We start from the raw sequence: 20,723 nt of genomic DNA, 5'->3' as shown, positions 1-20,723 counted from the left end.
CCACGGAATCATGCGGTTGCCGGCCAGCGGCCGGCACTACCAGGAATCGGGCCTTACCCCAGATCCCCCAACCGCGCCTGCAGTGCTGCAATCGCGGCCAGGCCGGCCGTTTCCGTGCGCAGGATGCGCGGGCCCAGCTGCAGGCCCTGGAATCCTGCCGCCGCCAACTGATCCCGGTCGCGCGGCGACCAGCCACCTTCCGGGCCGATCGCGATCACGATGCCGCCTGCCGGAGCGGCCGCCAGCGTCGACAAGCGATGTGTGCCCAGCGGGTCCAGGGTCAGCCGCAGCGTATCGGGCGGCAGCGCCGCTGCCGCCTGCGCCAGCGACAGCGGGGATCCCACCTGCGGAATGCGCGCGCGCCCGGACTGGCCGCAGGCTGAGGTCACCACGTTGTTCCAGTGCGCCACGCGCTTCTCGGCGCGTGCTGCATCGAGCTTCACCTCGGTGCGCTCGGCGTTGACCGGAATGATCGCCGCCACGCCCAGCTCGGTGGCCTTCTGCAGGATCAGGTCCATCTTCTCGCCACGGGCGATGCCCTGCAGCAGGGTGATCGTCAGCGGCGATTCGTTGTCGATGGCCTGCACGGCGTCGATGCGCACCTGCACTTCGCGCTTGCCGGCCACGGTCAGCGTGGCGCTGTAGTCATGGCCGTCGCCGTTGAACAGCACGCAGGTATCGCCTTCGCGCAGGCGCATCACCCGTACCAGATGGTTGGCCGTCTCTTCCGGCAGGGTCACGGTCTGGCCGCTGTGCAGCGCCAGGTCGATGGGGCAGCGGGTCACGCGCATGCAATCGCCTCGTCAATCGCCGCCAGCGTGGTGTGTGCCAGCAGCTCCAGTTGTTCATCGTCCACGCAGTACGGTGGCATCCAATACAGCACATCGCCCAGCGGGCGCAGTACCACGCCGCGTTTGAGCGCGGCCTTGTAGGCGTGCAGGCCCAGCCGCATGGCCGGGTCGAACGGTGTGCGCTTGTTGCCATCGCGCGACAGCTCGAAGGCCACCACCATGCCGGCCTGGCGCACGTCGGCCACGTGCGGATGGTCGCTGAACGGTGCCGCCAGCGTGCCCATCACCGAGGCGATGCCGCGGTTGCGCGCGATCACATCGTCGTCGCGGAAGATGTCCAGCGTCGCCAGCGCGGCCGCGCAGGCCAGCGGGTTGCCGGTGTAGCTGTGCGAATGCAGGAAGGCGCGCTCGCGCGAGTCGTCGAGGAACGCGTCGTACAGGGCCTGCGTGGCCAGTACCGCGGCAAGCGGCAGGAAGCCGCCGGTCAGGCCTTTCGAGAGGCACATCAGGTCCGGCATCACCCCGGCCTGCTCGCAGGCGAACAGGGTGCCGGTGCGGCCGAATCCGGTGGCGATCTCGTCGGCGATCATGAATGCACCGTGCGCATCACACAGTTCGCGCACGCGCTGCAGGTACACCGGGTCGTGCATGCGCATGCCGCCGGCGCACTGCAGGCGCGGTTCCAGGATCACCGCGCAGATCTCGCCCGGGTGCTGGTCGAACAGCGTGGCCAGTCCATCCGCGGCCTGCCGCGCGCGATCTGCCGCACTCTGGCCCGGCTCGGCCAGGTAAGCGTCGGGCGAGGGCGCGAACAGGCCTTCGGCCAGCAGCGGTGCATAGACACGGCGGTACAGGGGGATGTCGCCCAGCGCGAGCGCGCCCAGGGTCTCGCCGTGGTAGCCGTTCTCCAGCGCGATGAAGCGCGTGCGGCGCGGCTCTCCGCGGTTCTGGAAGTACTGGAATGCCATCTTCAGCGCCACTTCCACGCCAGCTGAACCGTTGTCGGCGTAGAACACCTTGGCCAGCGGCTCGCGGCCGGGCTGCCGCGGCGCCAGCGCCAGCAGGCGTTCGGCCAGGGTGATGGCTGGCTCATGACCGAAGCCGGCCAGCATCACCTGTTCCAGCTGCGTGGCCTGGGCGGCGATGGCACCACCGATGCGCGGTTCGGCATGACCGAACAGGTTGGTCCACCAGCTGCTGACCGCATCCAGATAGCGATTGCCGTCGTGGTCGATCAGCCAGGCACCTTCGCCGCGGGCGATCGGCACCAGCGGCAGGGTATCCGGATGCTCGCGCATCTGCGTGCAGGGGTGCCACAGCACCTGCAGGTCGCGCTGCCGCCAATGGCGGGCCAGCGGGGAGGGGGTTGGGTCTGCTAGCATTTCGGGCTCATGAACATGTTGCTGCCTGCACATTCTATCGGCCCCGGCGCAGGCGCCGGCCGCCGCGGAGATTCCGCATGAACGATGACCGTGCCGGCCGTCGCTTGCCGATCATCCATCGGATCACCGATGAGGAGAACGGTCCCTTCCAGCGCCAGCACCTGGACCTGGAGTTCTCCAACGGCGAACGCCGCCGCTTCGAGCGGCTGGTCAGCCGGGGGCATGGCGCGGTGGTGGTGGTGCCGATGCTCGACGACGAAACCGTGCTGCTGGTACGTGAATACGCCGCCGGCATGCACCGCTACGAACTGGGCCTGGTCAAGGGCCGGATCGATGCCGGCGAGACCCCCGAGCAGGCCGCCGACCGCGAACTGAAGGAAGAGGCCGGTTACGGCGCGCGCCGGGTGGATGTGCTGCGCGCGATGACCCTGGCCCCGACCTACATGAGCCACCAGTCGTGGCTGGTGGTGGCGCGCGACCTGTACCCGGAAAAGCTGGCCGGCGACGAGCCGGAAGAGCTGGAAGTCGTCCCGTGGAAGCTGGCCGAGTTGGACCAGCTGATGCTGCGCGAGGACTTCTCCGAGGGACGCTCGCTGGCAGCGCTGTTCATCGCCCGCCAGTGGCTGCAGGGATTGCGATGATCAAACTGACCACGGACCTGCGCGAGACCGCCATCGCCATTGCCCAGGAAGCCGGACAGGCCATCATGCAGGTCTATGCCGATGGCTTCGACGTGCAGATCAAGGACGACAACAGCCCGGTTACCAGTGCCGACCTGGCGGCCAACCAGGTCATTGAACAGGGCCTGCAGCAGCTGACCCCGGATCTGCCGATCCTGTCCGAGGAATCGGCGCAGGTACCCTGGGAGCAGCGCCGCCACTGGGGCGCCTACTGGCTGGTCGATCCGCTCGATGGCACCCGTGAGTTCGTCAAGCGCAACGGCGAGTTCAGCGTCAACATCGCGCTGATCTACCAGGGCGCACCGGCCTTCGGCGTGGTGCTGGCCCCGGTGACGGGCATCGTCTGGCATGCCATGCGCGGCGAGCTGGCCTATCGCCGGCAGGGCCTGCACGACACCGTGCTGCGCACCCGCACGCCGGCCACCGCACCGCTGCGGGTTGCCGCCAGCCGCTCGCACCGCTCACCGGAAACCGAGGCGCTGCTGGCGCGCATGGGCCGCATCGAGACCATCGCGCAGGGCTCGTCGCTGAAATTCTGCCGGATCGCTGAAGGTGGCCTGGATGTCTATCCGCGTCTGGGCCCGACCTCCGAATGGGATACCGCCGCCGGCCAGTGCGTACTGCACGCCGCCGGCGGTGCGGTACTGTCGGCAGCGACCGGCAAGCCGTTCCGCTACAACCGCCGCGAGACCCTGTTGAACGGCGATTTCATTGCCCTTGGTGATACCAGCCTGCCGTGGCGCGACTGGTTGTCCGACTGACCCTGGAGGCCGCATGAGCGCGCATGACACCCCCATCGCCGGCAGTGCAGCCAGCAACGAACTGGAACGCCTGCTGGCGATCATGGCGCGCCTGCGCGATCCGCAGGGCGGCTGCCCCTGGGACCTGGAACAGAACTTCGCGACCATCGCGCCGTACACCATCGAGGAAGCCTACGAGGTGGCCGATGCGATCGACCGTGGCGACCTCGATGATCTCTGCGATGAGCTGGGCGACCTGCTGCTGCAGGTGGTGTTCCATGCACGCATGGCCGAGGAGCAGGGCGCCTTTGCCTTCGCCGAGGTCGCACGCGCGATCAGCGACAAGATGCAGCGCCGCCACCCGCACGTGTTCGCCGATGTCAGCGTCGATGACGCCGACGGGGTGACGCGTAACTGGGATGCGATCAAGCGTGCCGAGCGTGCCGCCAAGGGCGAGCAGGACACCTCCGCATTGGCCGGCATCTCGCGTGGCCTGCCCGAATGGCAGCGAGCGGTGAAGCTGCAGTCGCGCGCGGCCAAGGTCGGTTTCGACTGGCCGGGCCCGTTGCCGGTGCTGGACAAGGCGGCGGAGGAACTGCAGGAGCTGCGCGAGGAGTTCGAGCGCGGCGATATTGCCGGCAACAAAGCGCGCCTGCAGGAAGAGCTGGGCGATCTGCTGTTCGTCTGCGCCAACCTGGCACGCCACGCCGATATCGATCTGGGTGCGGCGCTGCGCGGGGCCAACCACAAGTTCGAACGCCGCTTCCGTGCGATGGAAGCGCAGGCTGACGCCCAGGGTGGAGCGCTGGCGTCGATGGACCTGGATGCGCAGGAAGCACTGTGGCAGCACGCCAAGGCGGCGGAGAAGGCGTGAAGACGCTCGCGCTGTTCCTGCTGACCGCGCTGGCCGAAATTGTCGGCTGCTACCTGCCGTGGTTGTGGCTGCGCAAGGGCGGCAGCGTGTGGCTGCTGCTGCCGGCTGCCGCCAGCCTGGCCCTGTTCGCCTGGCTGCTGACCCTGCACCCGACCGCCAGTGGCCGGGTCTATGCGGCCTACGGTGGTGTCTACATCGGCACCGCGCTGTTCTGGCTGTGGCTGGTCGATGGCATCCGCCCCAGCCGCTGGGACCTGTTCGGCGCAGCCCTCTGCCTGGCCGGCATGGCGGTGATCATGTTCGGGCCGCGCACGCCCCCGGTGTAGCGTCGAGCCATGTTCGGCCGCTTCGGCTTTTGTAGCGTCGAGCCATGCTCGACGGCTTCCGCTCTTATGTAGAGTCGAGCCATGCTCGACCGCAACTGGGAGGGCCAGTCGAGCATGGCTCGACGCTACAAAGGCAGCGCCACCGGATCATGCACTGCCTTGTCAGAATCGGCCACGCCGTCCAGGCCGCTTTCCCTCCCAGGAAGGCGCATGATGGCGGTGACCACGGCCCCCGGAGCACGCATATGTCCCGCTTCGCCAGCTTCCGCGAGTTCTATCCGTTCTATCTCAGCGAGCACCGCCACCCGGTATCGCGCCGGCTGCACTTCGTCGGCAGCTGCGGCGTGCTGCTGCTGGTCGTTGCAGCAATCCTGCGCGGGCAGCCGGTGCTGTTGCTGGCCGCCCTGTTCTGCGGTTACAGCTTCGCCTGGGTCGGCCATTTCTTCTTCGAGAAGAACCGCCCGGCCACCTTCCAGCACCCGCTGTACTCGTTCATGGGCGACTGGGTGATGTTCGCCGACATCCTGCGCGGGCGCGTGCCCTGGTAGCTCCGCTGTGAATGTGGCCTTCACGCGCTATGCTGGGGCCTGGACGTCATAGATAAGGAAAGCAAGATGTTCCCGACCATGTTCTTTACCGTGGTACTGGCCTTCGTGGCCGTGGTCATCCTGTTCAAGGCAGTACGGATGGTGCCCCAGGGCTACGAGTGGACCGTCGAGCGCTTCGGGCGCTACACGCACACCATGACCCCCGGCCTGCATTTCCTGATCCCGATCGTGTACGGGGTGGGGCGCAAGGTGAACATGATGGAGCAGGTGCTGGACGTGCCCAGCCAGGAAGTGATCACCAAGGACAACGCCGCCGTGCGCGTGGACGGCGTGGTGTTCTTCCAGGTACTGGATGCCGCCAAGGCCGCCTATGAGGTGGCCAACCTGGAAGTGGCGATGATCGCCCTGGTGCAGACCAACATCCGTACCGTGATCGGTTCGATGGACCTGGATGAATCGCTCAGCCAGCGCGAGGTGATCAATGCCCAGCTGCTGAGCGTGGTCGACCATGCCACCAATCCCTGGGGAGTGAAGGTCAACCGCATCGAGATCCGCGACATCCAGCCGCCGCGCGATCTGCTGGATGCGATGGCGCGGCAGATGAAGGCCGAGCGCGAAAAGCGCGCGCAGATCCTCGAGGCAGAGGGTTCACGGCAGTCGGAGATCCTGCGCGCCGATGGCGAGAAGCAGGCCACCGTGCTGGAAGCCGAAGGCCGTCGCGAAGCTGCGTTCCGCGATGCCGAGGCGCGCGAGCGCCTGGCCGAGGCCGAAGCGATGGCGACCAAGGTGGTGTCGGCGGCGATTGCCGAGGGTGACGTGCAGGCGATCAACTACTTCGTCGCGCAGAAGTACGTGGAAGCGTTCAAGGAGCTGGCCAGTTCGCCGAACCAGAAGCTGGTGCTGATGCCGATGGAGGCCAGTGGCGTGATCGGTTCGATCGCGGGCGTGGCCGAACTGGCGAAGCAGGCGCTGGCCAGCCAGGACAACAAGGCCGCCGGCAAGCGGCCGCCGCCGCTCGGAGGCTGACATGCGCTGGGAAGTCGTCGGTTGGGGCGCGCTGGCGCTGCTGCTGTTCGCTGCCGAAGCGCTGGCGCCGGGTGCGTTCATGCTGTGGATCGGCATTGGCGCGGCGGCGGTGTTCGTACTGGTTGCGGTGTTCAGCGACATTCCACTGTTGTGGCAGGTGATCGCTTTCGTCCTGCTGAGTGTGGTCTCGATCCAGTGCTACCGGCGCTGGGGGAGGCCGCGGGCACGGCCCAGCGATGCGCCGTTGCTCAACCGCCGTGCCGAGCAGCTGGTCGGCCGGGAGGTGGTACTGCAGCAGGCCATCGTCGGTGGCCAAGGACGGGTCAGCATTGACGATGCGTCCTGGCAGGTGAGCGGTCCGGAGCTGCCTGCAGGTACGTGGGTACGGGTGGTGGCGGTGCAGGGCAGCACGCTGCTGGTCGAAGCGGTGGCCTAGGGGTTCCCAGCCAACGGCGGAGCCCCTCGTGGGTGGTCGCGGAAGGTGGTTCATGTGTCTGGGTCGGGCGGGTTGGGTTCGCGGGACACGCCGTAGACCCCGCTCCGCGGTCCGGCCCAGCCGCTGGCGGCTGCGCGTTCGGTCGCTTGCGAAGCAGTGCTTCGCAAGCAAAGCGCCCTCACCCATGGGGGCTCGATGGCGCCATCCATGGCGCCAACGGTCCCGCGAACCCAACCCGCCCGGCCCCCGACAGTTTCCGTGCGCGTCCAGCCCACGGAAAAAGAAAAAGAGCAAAGAGCAAAAGCACTCGCTCCGACCCGCCCAGGCCGAGTCAATCCAGAGCCGATGAACTCAGGCTTTGCGCTCCAGCTGTAGAAGGCGGCGCCGGCCGCAGGCCTGCCAAACACCCCGCTGCGCTGCGGCGCGACCTGCGGGCGACCGATCTGGGATAATGGGGATTCTTGTTTCCTCTGCTGCCGGACCCGGTCATGACCCAGAAGACGCTGCTCAACGATACCCACCGCGCCCTTGGCGCCAAGATGGTCGATTTCGGGGGTTGGGACATGCCCATCCACTACGGCTCGCAGCTCGACGAGCACCACCTCGTTCGTCGCGAGTCGGGTGTGTTCGACGTCAGCCACATGACTGTGGTCGACCTGCGCGGTGACCAGGTCAAGCCGTTCCTGCGCCGCCTGCTGGCCAACTCGGTCGACAAGCTGAAGGTGACCGGCAAGGCGCTGTACTCGTGCATGCTGAATCCGCGCGGCGGCGTCATCGACGACCTGATCGTCTACTACCTGGGCGACGATTTCTTCCGCATGGTGGTCAATGCCTCCACCCGCGAGAAGGACCTGGCCTGGCTGCGCGAGCAGGCTGCACCGTTCGGCGTCACCGTCGAGCAGCGCCCGGACCTGGCCATCCTCGCCGTGCAGGGCCCGCAGGCGCGCGACATCGTGATCGGCCTGGCCCGCGAAAGCGATCGCGCAGCGCTGGCCAAGCTGGGCCGTTTCGCCGCCCTGCAGGTGCAGTCCGATGACGGCGTCGAACTGTTTGTCGCCCGTACCGGTTACACCGGCGAAGACGGCTTCGAAATCCTGCTGCCGCAGGACGCCGTGGTCGCGTTCTGGAACCGCCTGCTGGCGGCGGGCGTGAAGCCGGCGGGCCTCGGCGCACGCGACACGCTGCGCCTGGAAGCCGGCATGAACCTGTACGGCCAGGACATGGACGAAGAGATCAGCCCGTACGAAGCGGCGCTGGCCTGGACCGTGTCGCTGGACGAAGGCCGCGACTTCATCGGCCGCGAGGTGCTGGAAGCGCAGAAGGCTGCCGGCACCGCCCGCCAGATGATCGGTCTGGTGATGGACGAGAAGGGCGTGCTGCGCCATGGTCAGGCGGTGACCACCGCCGGCGGCCAGGGCGAGATCCTGTCCGGCACCTTCTCGCCGACCCTGGCCAAGGGCATCGCCTTCGCCCGTGTACCGGCCGGTGAACTCGGCGAGGTCACCGTCGACATCCGTGGCCGGCAGGTGCCGGTGCGCGTGGTCAAGTTCCCGTTCGTGCGCGAAGGCCAGGCCCAGCCCGGCGTGCTCGCCGACGCCTGATCCGAAACTGCCGATCGTCACTGACAGCAGTGGCGGCCGGTTGGTTACACTAGCCCCGTTTTTTCCACCCCTGCATATCTCTGGAGCAGTCCCATGAGCGAGATCCCCGGCGACCTCAAGTTCCTCAAGTCCCATGAGTGGGCCCGTGTCGAAGGCAATGGCCGTGTCACCGTCGGTATTTCCGACCACGCCCAGGGCCTGCTGGGTGACCTGGTCTACGTCGAACTGCCGGAAGTCGGCGCCGACGCAAAGGCTGGCGAGCAGATCGCCGTTGTCGAGTCGGTGAAGGCCGCCTCGGACGTCTACAGCCCGATCAGCGGCAAGGTCGTCGAGGTCAACTCGGCGCTGTCCGACAAGCCGGAAACCATCAATGAAGATGCCTACGGCGAAGGCTGGATGTTCGTGGTCGAACTGACCAACGCTGAAGAGGTCAACGAACTGCTGGATCCGGACGCGTATGCCGAAGCCCTGGAAAACGACGACCACTGAGTCGTCACTTCCGGGTTCTGGAACGGCCACCTTCGGGTGGCCGTTTTTGTTTTGGCGAGTGCGTCGGACTCATGACGGCGGGTTCGCTCTGCACCCTCGGCGTGGCATCAGCCGACAGACGAACGGTGCCGATCAGCGTGCGCAGTTTTGCGCAAATCCGCGTTTCCGCCCCGCGCCGAAGCGATCGAATGTGAAAACTTTTCGCCCCCCGTTGCGGCCCCGTTGTGCTGGCGTTGGCGACGGTGCGGGTGACCATCGGCGATGCACGTGCGCTGTTGTCCGGAACATGTGCCTATCTGCGCAGAGTGCTTATTTCAAGTGTTTTTTGTTCAGAGAGCGCATCGACTTCGTCGTATGCGGCGCGCGTGCGCGCCGCTTCAATGGTCGTTGCAGGGCGCGCACGGCGGTGGCGAGGACGGCGTCCGGGATGGCGCGGATGTGAAAATTTTTCGCGGGGGTTGTTGACAGTAAAAAAAACCGTGATTAGGTTTCGCCTCAGCAGACCTTGCCTGCCCAACCGAGTGCGCAGAATCAATCGTCCGATGCGAAGCAGCCCCTTCAAGACCACCGCGACCCTGATGACGGTGGACATGGCCCCGCTTCCCCCGGAGAAATGCAAGGCAACTCCCGTTCCGATGTCCGCTCCGCCGATCGAGGCGGGCATTGCCGCATCCGTAACGGCGCGCCTGACGCGCCGGCGGTCCCCGCACGCAGCATCCGCGGGTTTGATCCACCTGGGCGTTTCAACTCCCTATCACTGACGAGGAGCCATCCCATGGCAACCAAGAAAGCTGCGAAGAAGAAGCCCGCCGCCAAGAAAGCGGTGAAGAAGGTCGCGAAGAAGGCCGCTGCCAAGAAGGCAGTGAAGAAGGTCGCGAAGAAGGCGACCGCCAAGAAGGCAGTGAAGAAGGCTGCGAAGAAGGTCGCCAAGAAGACCACTGCGAAGAAGGCAGTGAAGAAGGCGGCGAAGAAGGTAGCCAAGAAGTCCACTGCCAAGAAGGCCGTCAAGAAGACCGCTAAGAAGGCCGTCAAGAAGGTAGCCAAGAAGGCCACCAAGAAGACTGCCAAGAAGGCAACGGCCCGCAAGCCGGCCAAGAAGGTCGCGAAGAAGGCAACTGCCAAGAAGGCCGTCAAGAAGACCGCCAAGAAGGCAGTAAAGAAGACCGCGAAGAAGGCGACCAAGAAGGCTGCCCCGAAGAAGGCAGCGAAGAAGGTTGCCAAGCGCAAGCCGGCCGCCCGCAAGAAGAAGGCTGCTCCGGTCGCTCTGCCGGCAACCCCGGCGCCGCTGATCTAAGTACTTCCCGATAGCCGCATCCTGAAACCCCCTTCCCTGACTGCCCAGCGGGGAGGGGGTTTTTTTATGGGCCGTTTGCAGGGTCGAGCCGTGCTCGACTGCTTTTCTGACGGTCGACGCTAGCGGTGCGGCGCCGGTGGAAAGCGCTCCACCAGGAAGTCCAGGAAGCTGCGCAGGCGGGTCGAGTGGTAGCGATCGTGGGCGTAGACCACGTGCATCGGCCGACCGGTCTGGCCGAACTCAGGGAACAGCTGCACCAGGCGTCCGGTGTCGATGTCGGCAGCCAGCAGCAGTGCCGACTGCAGCACGATGCCCAGCCCATGCAGCGCTGCCGTGCGCAGCGCTTCGCCGTTGTTGATCTGCAGCCGGCCGCCAGGCACACGCTCGAGTTCGCCAGCATCGGCCTGCAGCCACTGTGCGAGTGCGCTCGGTTCGAAGGACAGGCACTGATGCAGGGCGAGGTCCTGCAGGCTGCGAGGCGTGCCATGCCTGGCCAGGTACGCCGGCGATGCGCACATCATCAAGCGATACGGTGCCAGCGCACGCGCCACCAGCATGCTGCTGTCGGCCAGCGTGCCGATGCGCAGCGCCGCTTCGAAACCCTCCTCGGCGAGGTCGACCACGCGGTCGCTCAGCGTGACTTCGACCCGGACATCCGGATGGCGCGCCATGTATTCGGCCAGTGCCGGTACCAGTGCGTGCGTGCCGAAGATCACCGGCGCACTGATGCGCAACGTGCCCGCCGGTGCCAGCTGCTGGTGCTGCGCCTGTGCGTCCGTTTCTTCCACCAGCCGCAGGATCTCCCGGCAGCGGGTGTAGTAGTCCTCGCCGAAGGGCGTCATGTGCTGGCGCCGGGTAGTACGGCTCAACAGCTGCATTCCCAGCCGTGCTTCCAGCGCACGCAGGTGCTTGCCGGTCATCGTCGCCGAGATATCCATCGCCGCCGCCGCAGCGCTGAGGCTGCCCTTGTCCACGATCAGCACGTAGACCTGCATGCTCTCCAGCAGATTCATCTGACACCCCGGGTGTTGAATGCTGAAACCTGCGCGGAGTTTATCAATCAGGGGTGATCAAACAGCATGTACTGCACGGGCCGGATGTACCGGCTGGCGGATTGGGAGAGCATCATGGATCTGGGGCTTGAAGGGTGTACCGCGCTGGTCACCGGGGCGGGCAGTGGCATCGGTGCCGGTGTGGCCAGGCTGCTGGCGGCCCAGGGAGTACGCATTGCGATCAGCGCACGGCGTGCCGAGCCGCTGCATGCACTGGCGGCAGAGATCGAATCTGCAGGCGCGCCGGCACCGATCGTCCTGCTGGGCGACCTCACCGATGCGGAGCAGGTACGCCACATTGCGGATGCAGCCTCGGCGGCACTGACGCGTGTCGACATCCTCGTCAATGCGGCTGGAGGAGGCCGGCCGACCACCGTGGATGCGGGGGACGATGTCTGGGAGGAAGCCATGGCCTTGAACTTCTCTTCGGCACGACGCCTGACCCAGGCACTGCTGCCGGCGATGCAGGCGCAGGGCTGGGGGCGGGTGATCAACCTCAGCGGTTCAATGGAGCCGCGCGCGGTGAATGCTGCCACGGCGGCGAAGGCGGCGTTGCATCTGTGGAGCAAAGGGCTGTCGTCGGCGCTGGCCTCACAGGGCATCACGGTCAATGCAATCGCGCCGGGACGCATCAACAGTGCTCAGATCCGGGACCGGCTGCATCCCACCGAAGAAAGCCGGCGTGAGTTCATCGAACGCAACATTCCGATCGGGCGTTTTGGTGATCCGGAGGAGGTGGCGCCGCTGGTGGCCTTTCTGGCCTCGCCCTTGGCCGGCTACATCACCGGCGCGGTGATTCCGGTGGATGGCGGCATGCACTACTTCGCGCATTAGCCTTCCGTTTGTAGAGTCGAGCGGTGCTCGACTGCTTTGCTCTACAACTGCCAACAAAAAGGGCGACCCGCAGGCCGCCCTTCGCACACACGGTGAAGCCCGCCAACTCAGCGCGGCGAGGCCACCGCACGGTTGCTCGAAGCACCCTTGCCCTTGCGCTTGTCCTGCTGCGCCGGGCTCGCGCCTTCGGCCATCAGGTTGTCACTGCCGAAGTCGGTGTCCACGTCCAGCCAGCGCTGCGTCGGCAGGCCGAGCGCGGAATCGAGCACCGTCGGCAGCAGGCCGCTGGGCAGGCCGCTTTCGCCGTTCCACATGATGGCGATGCCGAGATCGCGTTCCGGCACCAGCGCGACCAGGCCGCGATAGCCCTGCACGGCACCGGCATGGAACACCACATCGTGGCCGGCGTAGTCGAAGGTGCGCCAGCCCAGTGCGTAGCCGGCCGAATGCAGGCGCTCGCGGCGCCAGCCCGAACGCATTTCGCCCGGGGTGTTGATCAGGCTCGAATGCAGGGTGGCCAGCAGCGGTGCCGGCAGCACGTCCGGGCGATGGCCGGTGTGGGCCAGCAGCCACTGCGCCATGTCGCTGGCGCTGGCGTTGACGCCGGCGGCCGGGGCGACGCGGTAGTAGGTCGGCTTCGGTGTCAGCGACACCCAGCCATTGCGGCTGCGCACGTGCGGACGCGCCCAGCGCGAGCTGGCCTGGATGCCGGCCAGGCCGAGGCTGGCATCGTTCATGCCCAGCGGCTTGAAGATGCGGCGCTCGACCGACTGCTCGTAGAAGCTCCCCGAGGCGGCATAGACCACGTCGCCGATCAGGCTGAAGGCCACGTTCTGGTAGGCGTAGCAGTCGCCCGGCAGGCACTTCAGGCTGGTATTGGCCAGCTTCTGGGTGAGTGCGTAGTACTCGGCGTTGCCTTCGATGTCGCGGTCGTAGGCGTTGTACGGCAGGCCGACGCGGTGGCTGAGCACGTCGGCCACGGTCAGGCGATCGGTCGCTTCCGGAGAGTTCAGGCGGAAGCCCGGCACGTAGTCGGTGACTTTGCTGTCCCAGCGCAGCGTGCCATCGTTGACCAGCAGTCCGGCCATGGTGCCGGCGAAGGCCTTGGACAGCGATGCCAGGCGGAACACGGTGTGGGCGTCGACCGGCAGCGGGTTGTTGACATCGGTAACGCCATAACCACGCGCGCTGAGTACGCGGCCACCCTGCACGATGGCCACGGCCATGCCGGGCACACGCTCGCCATAGGTGAGCTGCTGCGCCATCGATTCGATGTTGGCCACGTTGAAGCCGGCCGCCGGCAGCTGCACCTGCGGCACCAGGCCGGTGCGGTAAGCGGCGGGCTGGGTGTGGGCGACGGCGGTGGCGGCGGATTCGATGTTGGCCGGCATCGGCGGCAATGGCGGCGGGGTCTGCGCGGTGGTGGACAAGGCAACGGGCATCAACATGCCCAGCAAACCGGTGGCCGCCGAACGGATCGGACGACGCAGGCTGTTCTTTTTCATCGTGGAGACCCGTGCGCGACTGCTGATGGCGATTCTAGCGCCGCTTTTCCCTTGTGCACAAACAAAGCGAAGATGAATGCGCATCTCGTTGAAAAAGTTGGAATTTTGACGCCCCGAAAGCATGTGTCGGAACGTGTCGTCCGGGCGGGGCCGTGACACTGCGTTGCGGCCTTCTGCGTGGCTGCTGCTGGCGATGTTGCAGTGCATTGGCTAACGTACGCGCTTCACCGCCCCCGGAGCCTGCCATGCCGCTGTCCAACCGCCGTCTTCTGGCGAGGGACACCGCGTGAGCGCGGTGAAGGGCAAGGGGCCGTTGCGTGGGCTGACGGCGGCACTGCGTGAGTCGCCGGCGCTGTGGTGGTCGTTCCTGTACTTCTTCTGCCTGCTCAGCGGCTACTACGTGCTGCGCCCGGTGCGTGAGGCGATGGCTGCCTCGGCCGATCTGGAGACCGTGTTTCCGCCGATGCTGATCGCCTGGTTCGCCAGCCACGGCATCGCGCTGAAGGATTTCGTCCTGCAGTTCCTGTTCTCCTGCGTGTTCGTGATCATGCTGGTGCTGCAGCCGGTGTACGGCTGGCTGGTCAGCCGCTTCCCACGGCGGGTGTTCCTGCCGGCGGTGTATGGGTTCTTCATCGTCACCTTGCTGGGCTTCTACGCGCTGTTCGACAGCAACGTGCCGGGGCGCGGCATGGCCTTCTTCCTCTGGGTGATGGTGTTCAACCTGTTCGCGGTGGCGGTGTTCTGGAGCTTCATGGCCGACGTGTTCTCCAACGCGCAGGCGCGGGCGTATTACGGCTACATCGGCGCGGCTGGCACCATCGGCGCGTTCCTGGGCCCGCTCATTACCAGCGCGCTGGCACAGCGTGTGGGCATCGCCAACCTGATGCTGGTATCTGCGGGTTTCCTGATTGTCTGCTTGTTGAGCATCTGGCGACTACGGCACTGGGCGGTGCTGCGCGAACGCGAGCAGCAGCTGGTCTCGGGCGAGAAGCCGATGGGCGGCAGCGTGCTTGACGGCCTGAAGCTGATCGCACGCGAGCCGCTGCTGCGCTGGCTGGCCGTGCTGGTGGTGTTCGGCGTGGGCGTGGGCACCCTGTTGTACAACCAGCAGGCCAGCATCGTGCGCGCGGCCTTCAACGACCCGGCTGCCAGCACCGCGTTCTTCTCGCGCATCGACCTGGCGGTGAACGCGCTGACGCTTCTGTTGCAGTTGAGTCTGACTCGCTGGCTGTTGTCGCGCCACGGCATAGCCCCGGCCCTGCTGATTCCCGCGTTCGCCATCCTGATCGGCTTCTCGGTGCTGGCCGCATCGCCGCTGCCGATGATGGTGGCGGTGGTGCAGGTGCTGACCCGCGCCAGTGAATTCTCGCTCTTCAAGCCGGCACGCGAAACCATCTACACCCGGGTGGACCGCCAATGGCGCTACAAGGCCGGTGCGGCCATCGACACGGTGGTCTACCGTGGTGCCGACCTGAGCTTCACCTGGGTGCACAAGGGCTTGTCGCTGTTTGGTTCACACGTGGTGTTCATCGGCGGCGTGGTGGTTGCCGCGTGCATGACCGCCGCCGCATTCGGTGTGCTGCGCGAAGAAAAGAAGCTGCCGCGCGACCGCTGATCCCGTCCAGTCTTTTTGAGGAGAGAAACGATGTCGCTGATCGCGCTGCTGCTGACCGTGCTGGTCGCGGTGCTGCACCTGTACTTCCTGGTGCTGGAAATGTTCCTGTGGACCCGCCCGCTGGGCCTGAAGACCTTCCGCAACACGCCCGAGAGGGCAGAGACCACGCGCGTGCTGGCGGCCAACCAGGGCCTGTACAACGGCTTCCTGGCGGCGGGCATCGTGGTGGGGCTGGTGATCGATCAGCCGGTGCTGGTGACGTTCTCGCTGGCCTGCGTGGTGGTGGCCGGGTGCTATGGCGCGTACAGCGTGAGCCGGCGCATTTTCATGATCCAGGCCGTACCGGCCATTCTGGCGCTGGCGTCGCGAGCGTTCTGAAGTCGGCGCGTGCTGGCAGGCGCCGCCGCTCAGCGGCTGATGGCGCGCATGATGCCCAGCCACATTGGCACGGCATGCAGCGCCGCACCCAGCACGAACAGGCCCGTCAGCAGGTGTACGCGCCAGTCGTTGATGCGCAGGAAGACGAATTGTTCAAGCGCGCGGCCCACCCAGAACACCGCCATGAAACCCAGCAGGACCAACCCCAGACGAGTGCCGACCAGGTCCGGGGCAAAGATCAGCGCGATCAGCCCCATTCCCAGGAACACATAGATCACGCGCAGATTGAGGATCTGCATGATCGCGCGGTTGACCGTGCCGAGCTGGGCGAGCTCGCGTTTCCAGCCGAACAGCCGCCAGAACGCCAGATGGAAGGCGGCAAACCCCAGGCTGTGAATGCCTGCCAGGCGCACAAGCAGTTCAGCGGTCGTCATGGTTGATCAGCCTGTGCGCGGAGGGCGCGGCGATACCCACATCGCGATGGTCGCATGGAACACCTCGGTCCCTGCCGCATCGGTCACGCTGACCTTCACGGGCAGGTCGTAGCCGTCCGCAGCACTGACGATGGACAACATGGGCGTCGCCACGGCCTTCAACGTGCCCAAGGCCTTGGCCTGGTATTTCACTTCCATGCCCTTGGGGATCCAGCGCATGTCTGGCGGCAGGCTGGCGTCCACCATCACCCCGCCGACCAGCTCGGCCAGGTTGCACATCGCGATCGCATGTACCGTGCCGATGTGGTTGTTGATGCGGCGGTGCTGGCGGATCACGCCTTCGCAGCGGCCTGGCTCCAGTGCGGTGATGGTGGGCGCGATGCTGGCGAAGTAGGGCGCCTTGAAGCACACCGCGCGTGAGAACAGCCAGTTGCCGGCAGGCCAGCGCTGCAGGCGGTGGTAAAGCGAGAGCAGGGGCGTGGACATGGTTGATGTTCCGGTCGGCGGATAAAGCGACGGCGGGCCGAGGCCCGCCGTCGTGGCAACGCGTGTCGCGGGCGATCAGGCCGCCTGCGAATGCGGGTCCTTGTGCTGGCGGTCGTAGTAGCTGGCCGCGCGCAGTTCGTGGGTGTCGAAGTCGTCCACGGTGATGGTGTCCAGGGTCAGCGTACGCAGTTCTTCCAGCAGGCTGCGCTCGTCCTGGGTGATGACGCCTTCGGCCACGGCTTCGTCCAGCTGGCTCTTGAAGTCCAGCGCTTCGATGCCCTTGCTCTTCAGCGCCTTCAGGAACTTGCGCTCCACCGGCTCGGCCATGATCGCCTTGCTCAGGTAGCTGTTGATACGGCCGCCCGGGTTGTTCTCGCACGGGGTCAGGAACACGCCGCTGGCCAGGCGGTCGCGGGCTTCGTTCGGCGCCATCAGCAGAGCGGCAACACGGCGGCTCAGGCGGTCGCCGGGGGCCTCGGCACGACGGCCCAGCGGGAAGATCAACGCCCACATCAGCCAACCGATCGGACGGATCGGGAAGTTGCGCAGCGCGGCCGACAGCGATTCTTCGATCTTGTGCACGCTGTCATGGAAGGCCCAGGCCAGCAGCGGCTGGTCGGCCTGCGGTGCGCCTTCGTCGTGGTAGCGCTTGAGCATGGCGCTGGTCATGTAGACGTGGCTCAGCACATCGCCCAGGCGGCCGGACAGCGATTCCTTGAACTTCAGCTTGCCGCCGAGAGTCATCATCGAGATGTCGGCCATCAGCGCCAGGTTGGCCGAGTAACGGTCCAGCTTGCGGAAGTAGCGGCGGGTGTAGGCGTCACCCGGGGCAGCACCGAAGCGTGCACCGGTCAGGCCGAACCAGAACGAACGCACGGCATTGGAGAGGCCATAGCGGATGTGGCCGAACAGGCTGCGATCGAACTCCTGCAGACCGGCACGGGTATCCGGATCCTGCGCAGCCTTCATTTCCTTCAGCACCCATGGGTGGCAGAGGATCGCACCCTGGCCGAAGATCAGCAGGCTGCGGGTCATGATGTTGGCGCCTTCCACGGTGATCGCGATCGGCGCGGCCTGCCAGCTGCGGCCGGCGAAGTTGCGCGGCCCCAGGATGATGCCCTTGCCGCCGATCACGTCCATCATGTCCGAGATCACTTCGCGGCTCATGTTGGTGCAGTGGTACTTGGCGATCGCCGACGGCACCGACGGCACGTCACCACGGTCAACCGCCGCCGCAGTGGCCTGCGAAAGTGCGCTGATCTTGTACGCCTTGCCGCCGATGCGGGCCAGCGCTTCTTCCACGCCTTCGAAGCGGCCGACCGACAGGCCAAACTGCTTGCGGATGCGTGCATAGGCGCCGGTCACGGCGGCACCGGCCTTGGCACCACCACTGGCGGTGGACGGCAGGGTGATCGAGCGGCCCACGGCCAAGCACTCGTTGAGCATGTTCCAGCCCTTGCCGGCCATGGCAGCGCCACCGATCAGCTGGGTCAGCGGAATGAACACGTCCTTGCCGCGGATCGGACCGTTCTGGAACGTCGAGTTCAGCGGGAAGTGGCGGCGGCCGATTTCAACACCGGCGGTGTCGCGCGGCAGCAGGCCCAGGGTGATGCCGATGTCGCGGGTATCGCCGATCAGGCCATCCGGATCGTACATGCGGAAGGCCAGGCCGATCAGCGAGGCAACCGGGGCCAGGGTGATGTAGCGCTTGTCGAAGGTCAGCTTGACGCCGAGCACCTGCTCGCCGTTCCACTCGCCCTTGCAGACGATGCCGTAGTCCGGAATCGAGGTGGCGTCGGAACCGGCGAACGGACCGGTCAGGCCGAAGCAGGGCACTTCGCGGCCATCGGCCAGGCGCGGCAGGTACTGGTCCTTCTGTTCCTGGGTGCCGTAATGCACCAGCAGTTCACCCGGGCCCAGCGAGTTGGGCACGCCGACGGTGGAGCTGACCACCGAAGACACCGACGCCAGCTTCTGGATCACCTTGTGGTGGGCCAGCGCAGAGAAGCCCAGGCCGCCGTATTCCTTCGGGATGATCATGCCGAAGAACTTGTTCTTCTTGATGAAGGCCCACAGTTCCGGCGGCAGGTCGGCGTGGACGTGGGTGATTTCCCAGTCGTTGACCATGATGCACAGCTCTTCCACCGGGCCATCGAGGAAGGCCTGTTCTTCGGCGGTCAGCTGCGGCTTGGGATAGTTGAGCAGGATGTTCCAGTCCGGATCACCGGTGAACAGTTCACCCTCGAAACCGACCGAGCCGGTTTCCAGCGCGATGCGCTCGGTCTGCGACAGTGGCGGCAGCACCTTGCGGAACACCTTCATCATCGGGCCGGTCAGCAGCGGCTTGCGGATGAACGGCAGCAGCAGCGGCACGGCGATGACGGCCAATACAGCGGCCGCGACGATCGTGGCGGTCTGGTTGACGTAGGGAATGAACCAGCAGGCGGCCAGCAGGGCCACGCTGATCAGCGTCCAGGTAACCAGCCGCATGCGGTGGTAGGCGACGAACGCGCCTGCCAGCAGCAGGGCGAGGAAGGGAAGAACGATGCTCATGAGCGTGCTCCGGTGACGTGCTCGTTTGTGGCGGACGAAGCCGCAGCGTCTGCTGCGGGCAACACGTCCAGATAGTCCAACACAGTAGCGGTAAAGGCGTCGTTGTCATCGCCGGCGACCATGTGCGTGGCCTGCGGCAGCTGTACATGGCGCGCGTGCGGCGCCAACGCCAGGAATTCGGCCACGGTCTGCGGCGTGACCAGGTCGCTGCGACCGCCGCTGACCAGCAGCAGCGGGCACTTTACCTGGCGCGCGGCTTCGGCCAGTGCGTCCTGGTGCTGTTCGCTGTCGCGGGCCAGTTCGGCCACCAGGCGCGGATCCCAGTGCCAGCGCCAGCGGCCGTGACCGTCTTCGCGCAGCAGCGCGCGCAGCGACTGCTCGGATTTGCGCGGACGGTGCGGCATGTAGGCCGAGATCACGTCGGCGGCCTGGCTCAGCGAGGCGAATCCGTCGGGATGGGCGGTCATGAAGGCGAGGATGCGCTCGACACCGGCGGTATCCCAGCGCGGGGTGATGTCGACCAGCACCATCGCCGAGAACAGGCCCGGCCAGCGCGACTCGGCCAGCAGGCCGAACAGGCCCCCCATCGAGGCCGCAACCAGCACCGGCGGGCGCGGCTGTTCGCCAGCCAGCACGATCAGGTCATCGGCGAACTGTTCGCCATGATAGGGCAGGTCGGCGGCATTCCAGTCCGAATCGCCGTGACCACGTGCGTCATAAGCCAGCGTCTGCAGGCCGGCTGCAGACAAGGCACGCGCGGTGGCATTCCAGGCGTGACGGGTCTGGCCGAAACCGTGCGCGAACAGCACCCGGCCACGACGACCGTGGTCGCTGGCAGTGGCGGCGAGGCGGGCACCATGGGCCGCCTCCAGGTGCAGGTCATGGAACGCAGCGGGAGTAGGGGACGTAACCATACTTGCTAGTATGGATCGCTTGTGAGGGAAGTCAATACTGCATCGTATGGTGCGGTGCGGCAGCCCTGCAGGAGAGCCCTTTGACGGTTTCGCCCGCAACGGCGTACTGCAACGAACCCCGGCGTATGGTTAAATCAGCCCATGAATCAACCTGACGCTTCCGCCGGCGAACCGCGCGCCGGCCGCAACAGCCGCCTGAGTGCCGAAGACTGGGCCCAGGCGGCCCTCGACCTGATTGCTGAACAAGGCGTAGGCGCCGTTGCGGTGGAACCGCTGGCGCGGCGCCTTGGCGTGACCAAGGGCAGTTTCTATTGGCATTTCCCCTCGCGTGACGCCTTGCTGCAGGCTGCGCTGGAACGCTGGGAACTGTTCGAACAGGAACAGGTGTTCGGCAGCCTGGAAGACGTGCCGGACCCGCGCGTGCGCCTGCGCCAGCTGTTCCAGATGGTGGCGCATGAAGTGCAGCCGCACATCATCTACAGCGAGCTGCTGAAGGCATTGGACCATCCGATGGTGCGTCCGGTGATCGACCGCGTGTCGCAGCGCCGCCTCGACTATCTGATCGCCTCGTTCCGCCAGGCAGGGCTCAGCTCGACCGATGCGCGCCACCGCGCACGCCTGGCCTACGCCGCCTATGTCGGCTTCCTGCAGCTGTCGCTGCAGCTGCAGCAGCCCAAGCAGGCGCGCGAGGATTTCGAGGCCTATGTCGAGCATCTCATCGAGACGCTGATTCCGAACGGTTGAAGATTGCCGTACTGGTCACGA

23 protein-coding genes are annotated in these 20,723 nt (G+C 66.2%); 14 read left to right on the top strand and 9 right to left on the bottom strand.

Translation table 11 applies throughout. The features are described 5' to 3' along the window. Positions 1-53: 53 nt before the first annotated feature. Together ACZK2R_RS17440 and bioA are read right to left on the bottom strand one after the other, a co-directional pair. Positions 54-791: a 16S rRNA (uracil(1498)-N(3))-methyltransferase gene (locus ACZK2R_RS17440; RefSeq protein ID WP_049422147.1), complete on the bottom strand. Its 738-nt coding sequence runs from the start codon at positions 789-791 to the stop codon at positions 54-56. After that, on the bottom strand, positions 782-2,173 hold the full coding sequence (gene bioA / locus ACZK2R_RS17435) for an adenosylmethionine--8-amino-7-oxononanoate transaminase (RefSeq protein WP_049400404.1): 1,392 nt from the start codon (positions 2,171-2,173) through the stop codon (positions 782-784). Before bioA ends, ACZK2R_RS17440 begins: the two co-directional genes overlap by 10 nt. A gap of 77 nt (positions 2,174-2,250) precedes the next feature. Here bioA and nudE point away from each other — a divergent pair, with 77 nt between their 5' ends. The 9 genes from nudE (at position 2,251) to gcvH (ending at position 8,893) form a co-directional block, all read left to right on the top strand. After that, positions 2,251-2,814, top strand: coding sequence for an ADP compounds hydrolase NudE (nudE, locus tag ACZK2R_RS17430; RefSeq protein WP_010482713.1), 564 nt, complete (start codon positions 2,251-2,253; stop codon positions 2,812-2,814). Continuing rightward, on the top strand, positions 2,811-3,614 hold the full coding sequence (gene cysQ, locus ACZK2R_RS17425) for a 3'(2'),5'-bisphosphate nucleotidase CysQ (protein ID WP_121504658.1): 804 nt from the start codon (positions 2,811-2,813) through the stop codon (positions 3,612-3,614). The genes nudE and cysQ overlap by 4 nt, the downstream gene beginning before the upstream one ends. Before the next feature lie 13 nt (positions 3,615-3,627). Further along, on the top strand, positions 3,628-4,467 hold the full coding sequence (gene mazG, locus ACZK2R_RS17420) for a nucleoside triphosphate pyrophosphohydrolase (protein WP_049422149.1): 840 nt from the start codon (positions 3,628-3,630) through the stop codon (positions 4,465-4,467). After that, positions 4,464-4,793 (top strand): YnfA family protein, encoded by a 330-nt coding sequence (locus ACZK2R_RS17415; protein ID WP_032130110.1) that lies wholly within the window; start codon positions 4,464-4,466, stop codon positions 4,791-4,793. The genes mazG and ACZK2R_RS17415 overlap by 4 nt, the downstream gene beginning before the upstream one ends. Positions 4,794-5,038: 245 nt before the next feature. Next, complete coding sequence (locus tag ACZK2R_RS17410; RefSeq protein ID WP_049422150.1) at positions 5,039-5,341, top strand: Mpo1-like protein; 303 nt, start codon at positions 5,039-5,041, stop codon at positions 5,339-5,341. Positions 5,342-5,407: 66 nt separating this feature from the next. Further along, on the top strand, positions 5,408-6,367 hold the full coding sequence (locus tag ACZK2R_RS17405) for an SPFH domain-containing protein (RefSeq protein ID WP_005410704.1): 960 nt from the start codon (positions 5,408-5,410) through the stop codon (positions 6,365-6,367). Position 6,368: 1 nt separating this feature from the next. Next, positions 6,369-6,803, top strand: a complete 435-nt coding sequence (locus tag ACZK2R_RS17400) for an NfeD family protein (RefSeq protein WP_125895565.1) — start codon at positions 6,369-6,371, stop codon at positions 6,801-6,803. 488 nt (positions 6,804-7,291) lie between these two features. Beyond that, positions 7,292-8,404, top strand: a complete 1,113-nt coding sequence (gcvT, locus tag ACZK2R_RS17395; RefSeq protein WP_125895566.1) for a glycine cleavage system aminomethyltransferase GcvT — start codon at positions 7,292-7,294, stop codon at positions 8,402-8,404. Positions 8,405-8,497: 93 nt separating this feature from the next. Then, positions 8,498-8,893 carry a glycine cleavage system protein GcvH gene (gene gcvH / locus ACZK2R_RS17390; RefSeq protein ID WP_005410701.1) on the top strand — a complete coding sequence of 132 codons (396 nt, stop codon included), beginning with the start codon at positions 8,498-8,500 and terminating at the stop codon, positions 8,891-8,893. Between the two features lie 292 nt (positions 8,894-9,185). On the opposite strand, the gene ACZK2R_RS17385 is transcribed toward gcvH, so the two are convergent. Continuing rightward, the gene (locus tag ACZK2R_RS17385; RefSeq protein ID WP_125895567.1) at positions 9,186-9,485 is read right to left on the bottom strand and encodes a hypothetical protein; all 300 of its coding nucleotides are present in this window, start codon (positions 9,483-9,485) and stop codon (positions 9,186-9,188) included. 183 nt (positions 9,486-9,668) lie between these two features. On the opposite strand from ACZK2R_RS17385, the gene ACZK2R_RS17380 reads away from it, so the two are divergent. Continuing rightward, positions 9,669-10,187 carry a hypothetical protein gene (locus ACZK2R_RS17380; RefSeq protein WP_032130057.1) on the top strand — a complete coding sequence of 173 codons (519 nt, stop codon included), beginning with the start codon at positions 9,669-9,671 and terminating at the stop codon, positions 10,185-10,187. Positions 10,188-10,306: 119 nt separating this feature from the next. Here ACZK2R_RS17380 and ACZK2R_RS17375 read toward each other — a convergent pair whose 3' ends face one another. Further along, positions 10,307-11,200 carry a LysR family transcriptional regulator gene (locus tag ACZK2R_RS17375; protein WP_125895568.1) on the bottom strand — a complete coding sequence of 298 codons (894 nt, stop codon included), beginning with the start codon at positions 11,198-11,200 and terminating at the stop codon, positions 10,307-10,309. 114 nt (positions 11,201-11,314) lie between these two features. On the opposite strand from ACZK2R_RS17375, the gene ACZK2R_RS17370 reads away from it, so the two are divergent. After that, positions 11,315-12,073, top strand: coding sequence for an SDR family NAD(P)-dependent oxidoreductase (locus tag ACZK2R_RS17370; protein ID WP_125895569.1), 759 nt, complete (start codon positions 11,315-11,317; stop codon positions 12,071-12,073). 107 nt (positions 12,074-12,180) lie between these two features. Here the strand turns inward: ACZK2R_RS17370 and ACZK2R_RS17365 are convergent, their stop codons facing one another. Beyond that, the gene (locus ACZK2R_RS17365; protein ID WP_032130059.1) at positions 12,181-13,578 is read right to left on the bottom strand and encodes a serine hydrolase domain-containing protein; all 1,398 of its coding nucleotides are present in this window, start codon (positions 13,576-13,578) and stop codon (positions 12,181-12,183) included. Between the two features lie 286 nt (positions 13,579-13,864). On the opposite strand from ACZK2R_RS17365, the gene ACZK2R_RS17360 reads away from it, so the two are divergent. Next, positions 13,865-15,193 carry an NTP/NDP exchange transporter gene (locus ACZK2R_RS17360; RefSeq protein WP_125895570.1) on the top strand — a complete coding sequence of 443 codons (1,329 nt, stop codon included), beginning with the start codon at positions 13,865-13,867 and terminating at the stop codon, positions 15,191-15,193. 30 nt (positions 15,194-15,223) lie between these two features. Next, complete coding sequence (locus tag ACZK2R_RS17355) at positions 15,224-15,571, top strand: DUF1304 domain-containing protein (RefSeq protein ID WP_180838342.1); 348 nt, start codon at positions 15,224-15,226, stop codon at positions 15,569-15,571. A 29-nt stretch (positions 15,572-15,600) separates the two neighbouring features. Here the strand turns inward: ACZK2R_RS17355 and ACZK2R_RS17350 are convergent, their stop codons facing one another. The 4 genes from ACZK2R_RS17350 to ACZK2R_RS17335 all read right to left on the bottom strand — a co-directional run bounded on the left by ACZK2R_RS17350 (position 15,601) and on the right by ACZK2R_RS17335 (position 19,958). Continuing rightward, positions 15,601-15,984, bottom strand: coding sequence for a hypothetical protein (locus ACZK2R_RS17350; protein WP_260467374.1), 384 nt, complete (start codon positions 15,982-15,984; stop codon positions 15,601-15,603). Between the two features lie 27 nt (positions 15,985-16,011). After that, positions 16,012-16,491 carry a hotdog fold domain-containing protein gene (locus ACZK2R_RS17345; RefSeq protein WP_032130063.1) on the bottom strand — a complete coding sequence of 160 codons (480 nt, stop codon included), beginning with the start codon at positions 16,489-16,491 and terminating at the stop codon, positions 16,012-16,014. A gap of 75 nt (positions 16,492-16,566) precedes the next feature. Further along, positions 16,567-19,044, bottom strand: a complete 2,478-nt coding sequence (locus tag ACZK2R_RS17340) for an acyl-CoA dehydrogenase (RefSeq protein ID WP_125895573.1) — start codon at positions 19,042-19,044, stop codon at positions 16,567-16,569. Continuing rightward, on the bottom strand, positions 19,041-19,958 hold the full coding sequence (locus tag ACZK2R_RS17335; RefSeq protein ID WP_032130065.1) for an alpha/beta fold hydrolase: 918 nt from the start codon (positions 19,956-19,958) through the stop codon (positions 19,041-19,043). Before ACZK2R_RS17335 ends, ACZK2R_RS17340 begins: the two co-directional genes overlap by 4 nt. A gap of 141 nt (positions 19,959-20,099) precedes the next feature. Between ACZK2R_RS17335 and ACZK2R_RS17330 the strand changes: the two genes are divergently transcribed. After that, positions 20,100-20,702, top strand: coding sequence for a TetR/AcrR family transcriptional regulator (locus ACZK2R_RS17330; RefSeq protein WP_006464233.1), 603 nt, complete (start codon positions 20,100-20,102; stop codon positions 20,700-20,702). The last annotated feature ends 21 nt before the right edge of the window (positions 20,703-20,723 follow it).

It is taken from the genome of Stenotrophomonas sp. 96582_Sma (genome assembly GCF_056480905.1).
This window is presented reverse-complemented; position numbering and strand designations above follow the sequence as displayed.

What these genes read in the sequence shown, in the direction of transcription:
- bioA (WP_049400404.1), bottom strand. Translation starts at nt 2,173, where the DNA reads ATGCTAGCAGACCCAACCCCCTCCCCGCTGGCCCGCCATTGGCGGCAG.
- ACZK2R_RS17365 (WP_032130059.1), bottom strand. Translation starts at nt 13,578, where the DNA reads ATGAAAAAGAACAGCCTGCGTCGTCCGATCCGTTCGGCGGCCACCGGT.
- ACZK2R_RS17385 (WP_125895567.1), bottom strand. Translation starts at nt 9,485, where the DNA reads ATGTCCACCGTCATCAGGGTCGCGGTGGTCTTGAAGGGGCTGCTTCGC.
- ACZK2R_RS17405 (WP_005410704.1), top strand. Translation starts at nt 5,408, where the DNA reads ATGTTCCCGACCATGTTCTTTACCGTGGTACTGGCCTTCGTGGCCGTG.
- ACZK2R_RS17370 (WP_125895569.1), top strand. Translation starts at nt 11,315, where the DNA reads ATGGATCTGGGGCTTGAAGGGTGTACCGCGCTGGTCACCGGGGCGGGC.
- ACZK2R_RS17400 (WP_125895565.1), top strand. Translation starts at nt 6,369, where the DNA reads ATGCGCTGGGAAGTCGTCGGTTGGGGCGCGCTGGCGCTGCTGCTGTTC.
- ACZK2R_RS17410 (WP_049422150.1), top strand. Translation starts at nt 5,039, where the DNA reads ATGTCCCGCTTCGCCAGCTTCCGCGAGTTCTATCCGTTCTATCTCAGC.
- ACZK2R_RS17355 (WP_180838342.1), top strand. Translation starts at nt 15,224, where the DNA reads ATGTCGCTGATCGCGCTGCTGCTGACCGTGCTGGTCGCGGTGCTGCAC.
- gcvH (WP_005410701.1), top strand. Translation starts at nt 8,498, where the DNA reads ATGAGCGAGATCCCCGGCGACCTCAAGTTCCTCAAGTCCCATGAGTGG.
- ACZK2R_RS17440 (WP_049422147.1), bottom strand. Translation starts at nt 791, where the DNA reads ATGCGCGTGACCCGCTGCCCCATCGACCTGGCGCTGCACAGCGGCCAG.
- ACZK2R_RS17375 (WP_125895568.1), bottom strand. Translation starts at nt 11,200, where the DNA reads ATGAATCTGCTGGAGAGCATGCAGGTCTACGTGCTGATCGTGGACAAG.
- ACZK2R_RS17345 (WP_032130063.1), bottom strand. Translation starts at nt 16,491, where the DNA reads ATGTCCACGCCCCTGCTCTCGCTTTACCACCGCCTGCAGCGCTGGCCT.
- ACZK2R_RS17380 (WP_032130057.1), top strand. Translation starts at nt 9,669, where the DNA reads ATGGCAACCAAGAAAGCTGCGAAGAAGAAGCCCGCCGCCAAGAAAGCG.
- ACZK2R_RS17340 (WP_125895573.1), bottom strand. Translation starts at nt 19,044, where the DNA reads ATGAGCATCGTTCTTCCCTTCCTCGCCCTGCTGCTGGCAGGCGCGTTC.
- nudE (WP_010482713.1), top strand. Translation starts at nt 2,251, where the DNA reads ATGAACGATGACCGTGCCGGCCGTCGCTTGCCGATCATCCATCGGATC.
- cysQ (WP_121504658.1), top strand. Translation starts at nt 2,811, where the DNA reads ATGATCAAACTGACCACGGACCTGCGCGAGACCGCCATCGCCATTGCC.
- ACZK2R_RS17335 (WP_032130065.1), bottom strand. Translation starts at nt 19,958, where the DNA reads ATGGTTACGTCCCCTACTCCCGCTGCGTTCCATGACCTGCACCTGGAG.
- mazG (WP_049422149.1), top strand. Translation starts at nt 3,628, where the DNA reads ATGAGCGCGCATGACACCCCCATCGCCGGCAGTGCAGCCAGCAACGAA.
- ACZK2R_RS17330 (WP_006464233.1), top strand. Translation starts at nt 20,100, where the DNA reads ATGAATCAACCTGACGCTTCCGCCGGCGAACCGCGCGCCGGCCGCAAC.
- gcvT (WP_125895566.1), top strand. Translation starts at nt 7,292, where the DNA reads ATGACCCAGAAGACGCTGCTCAACGATACCCACCGCGCCCTTGGCGCC.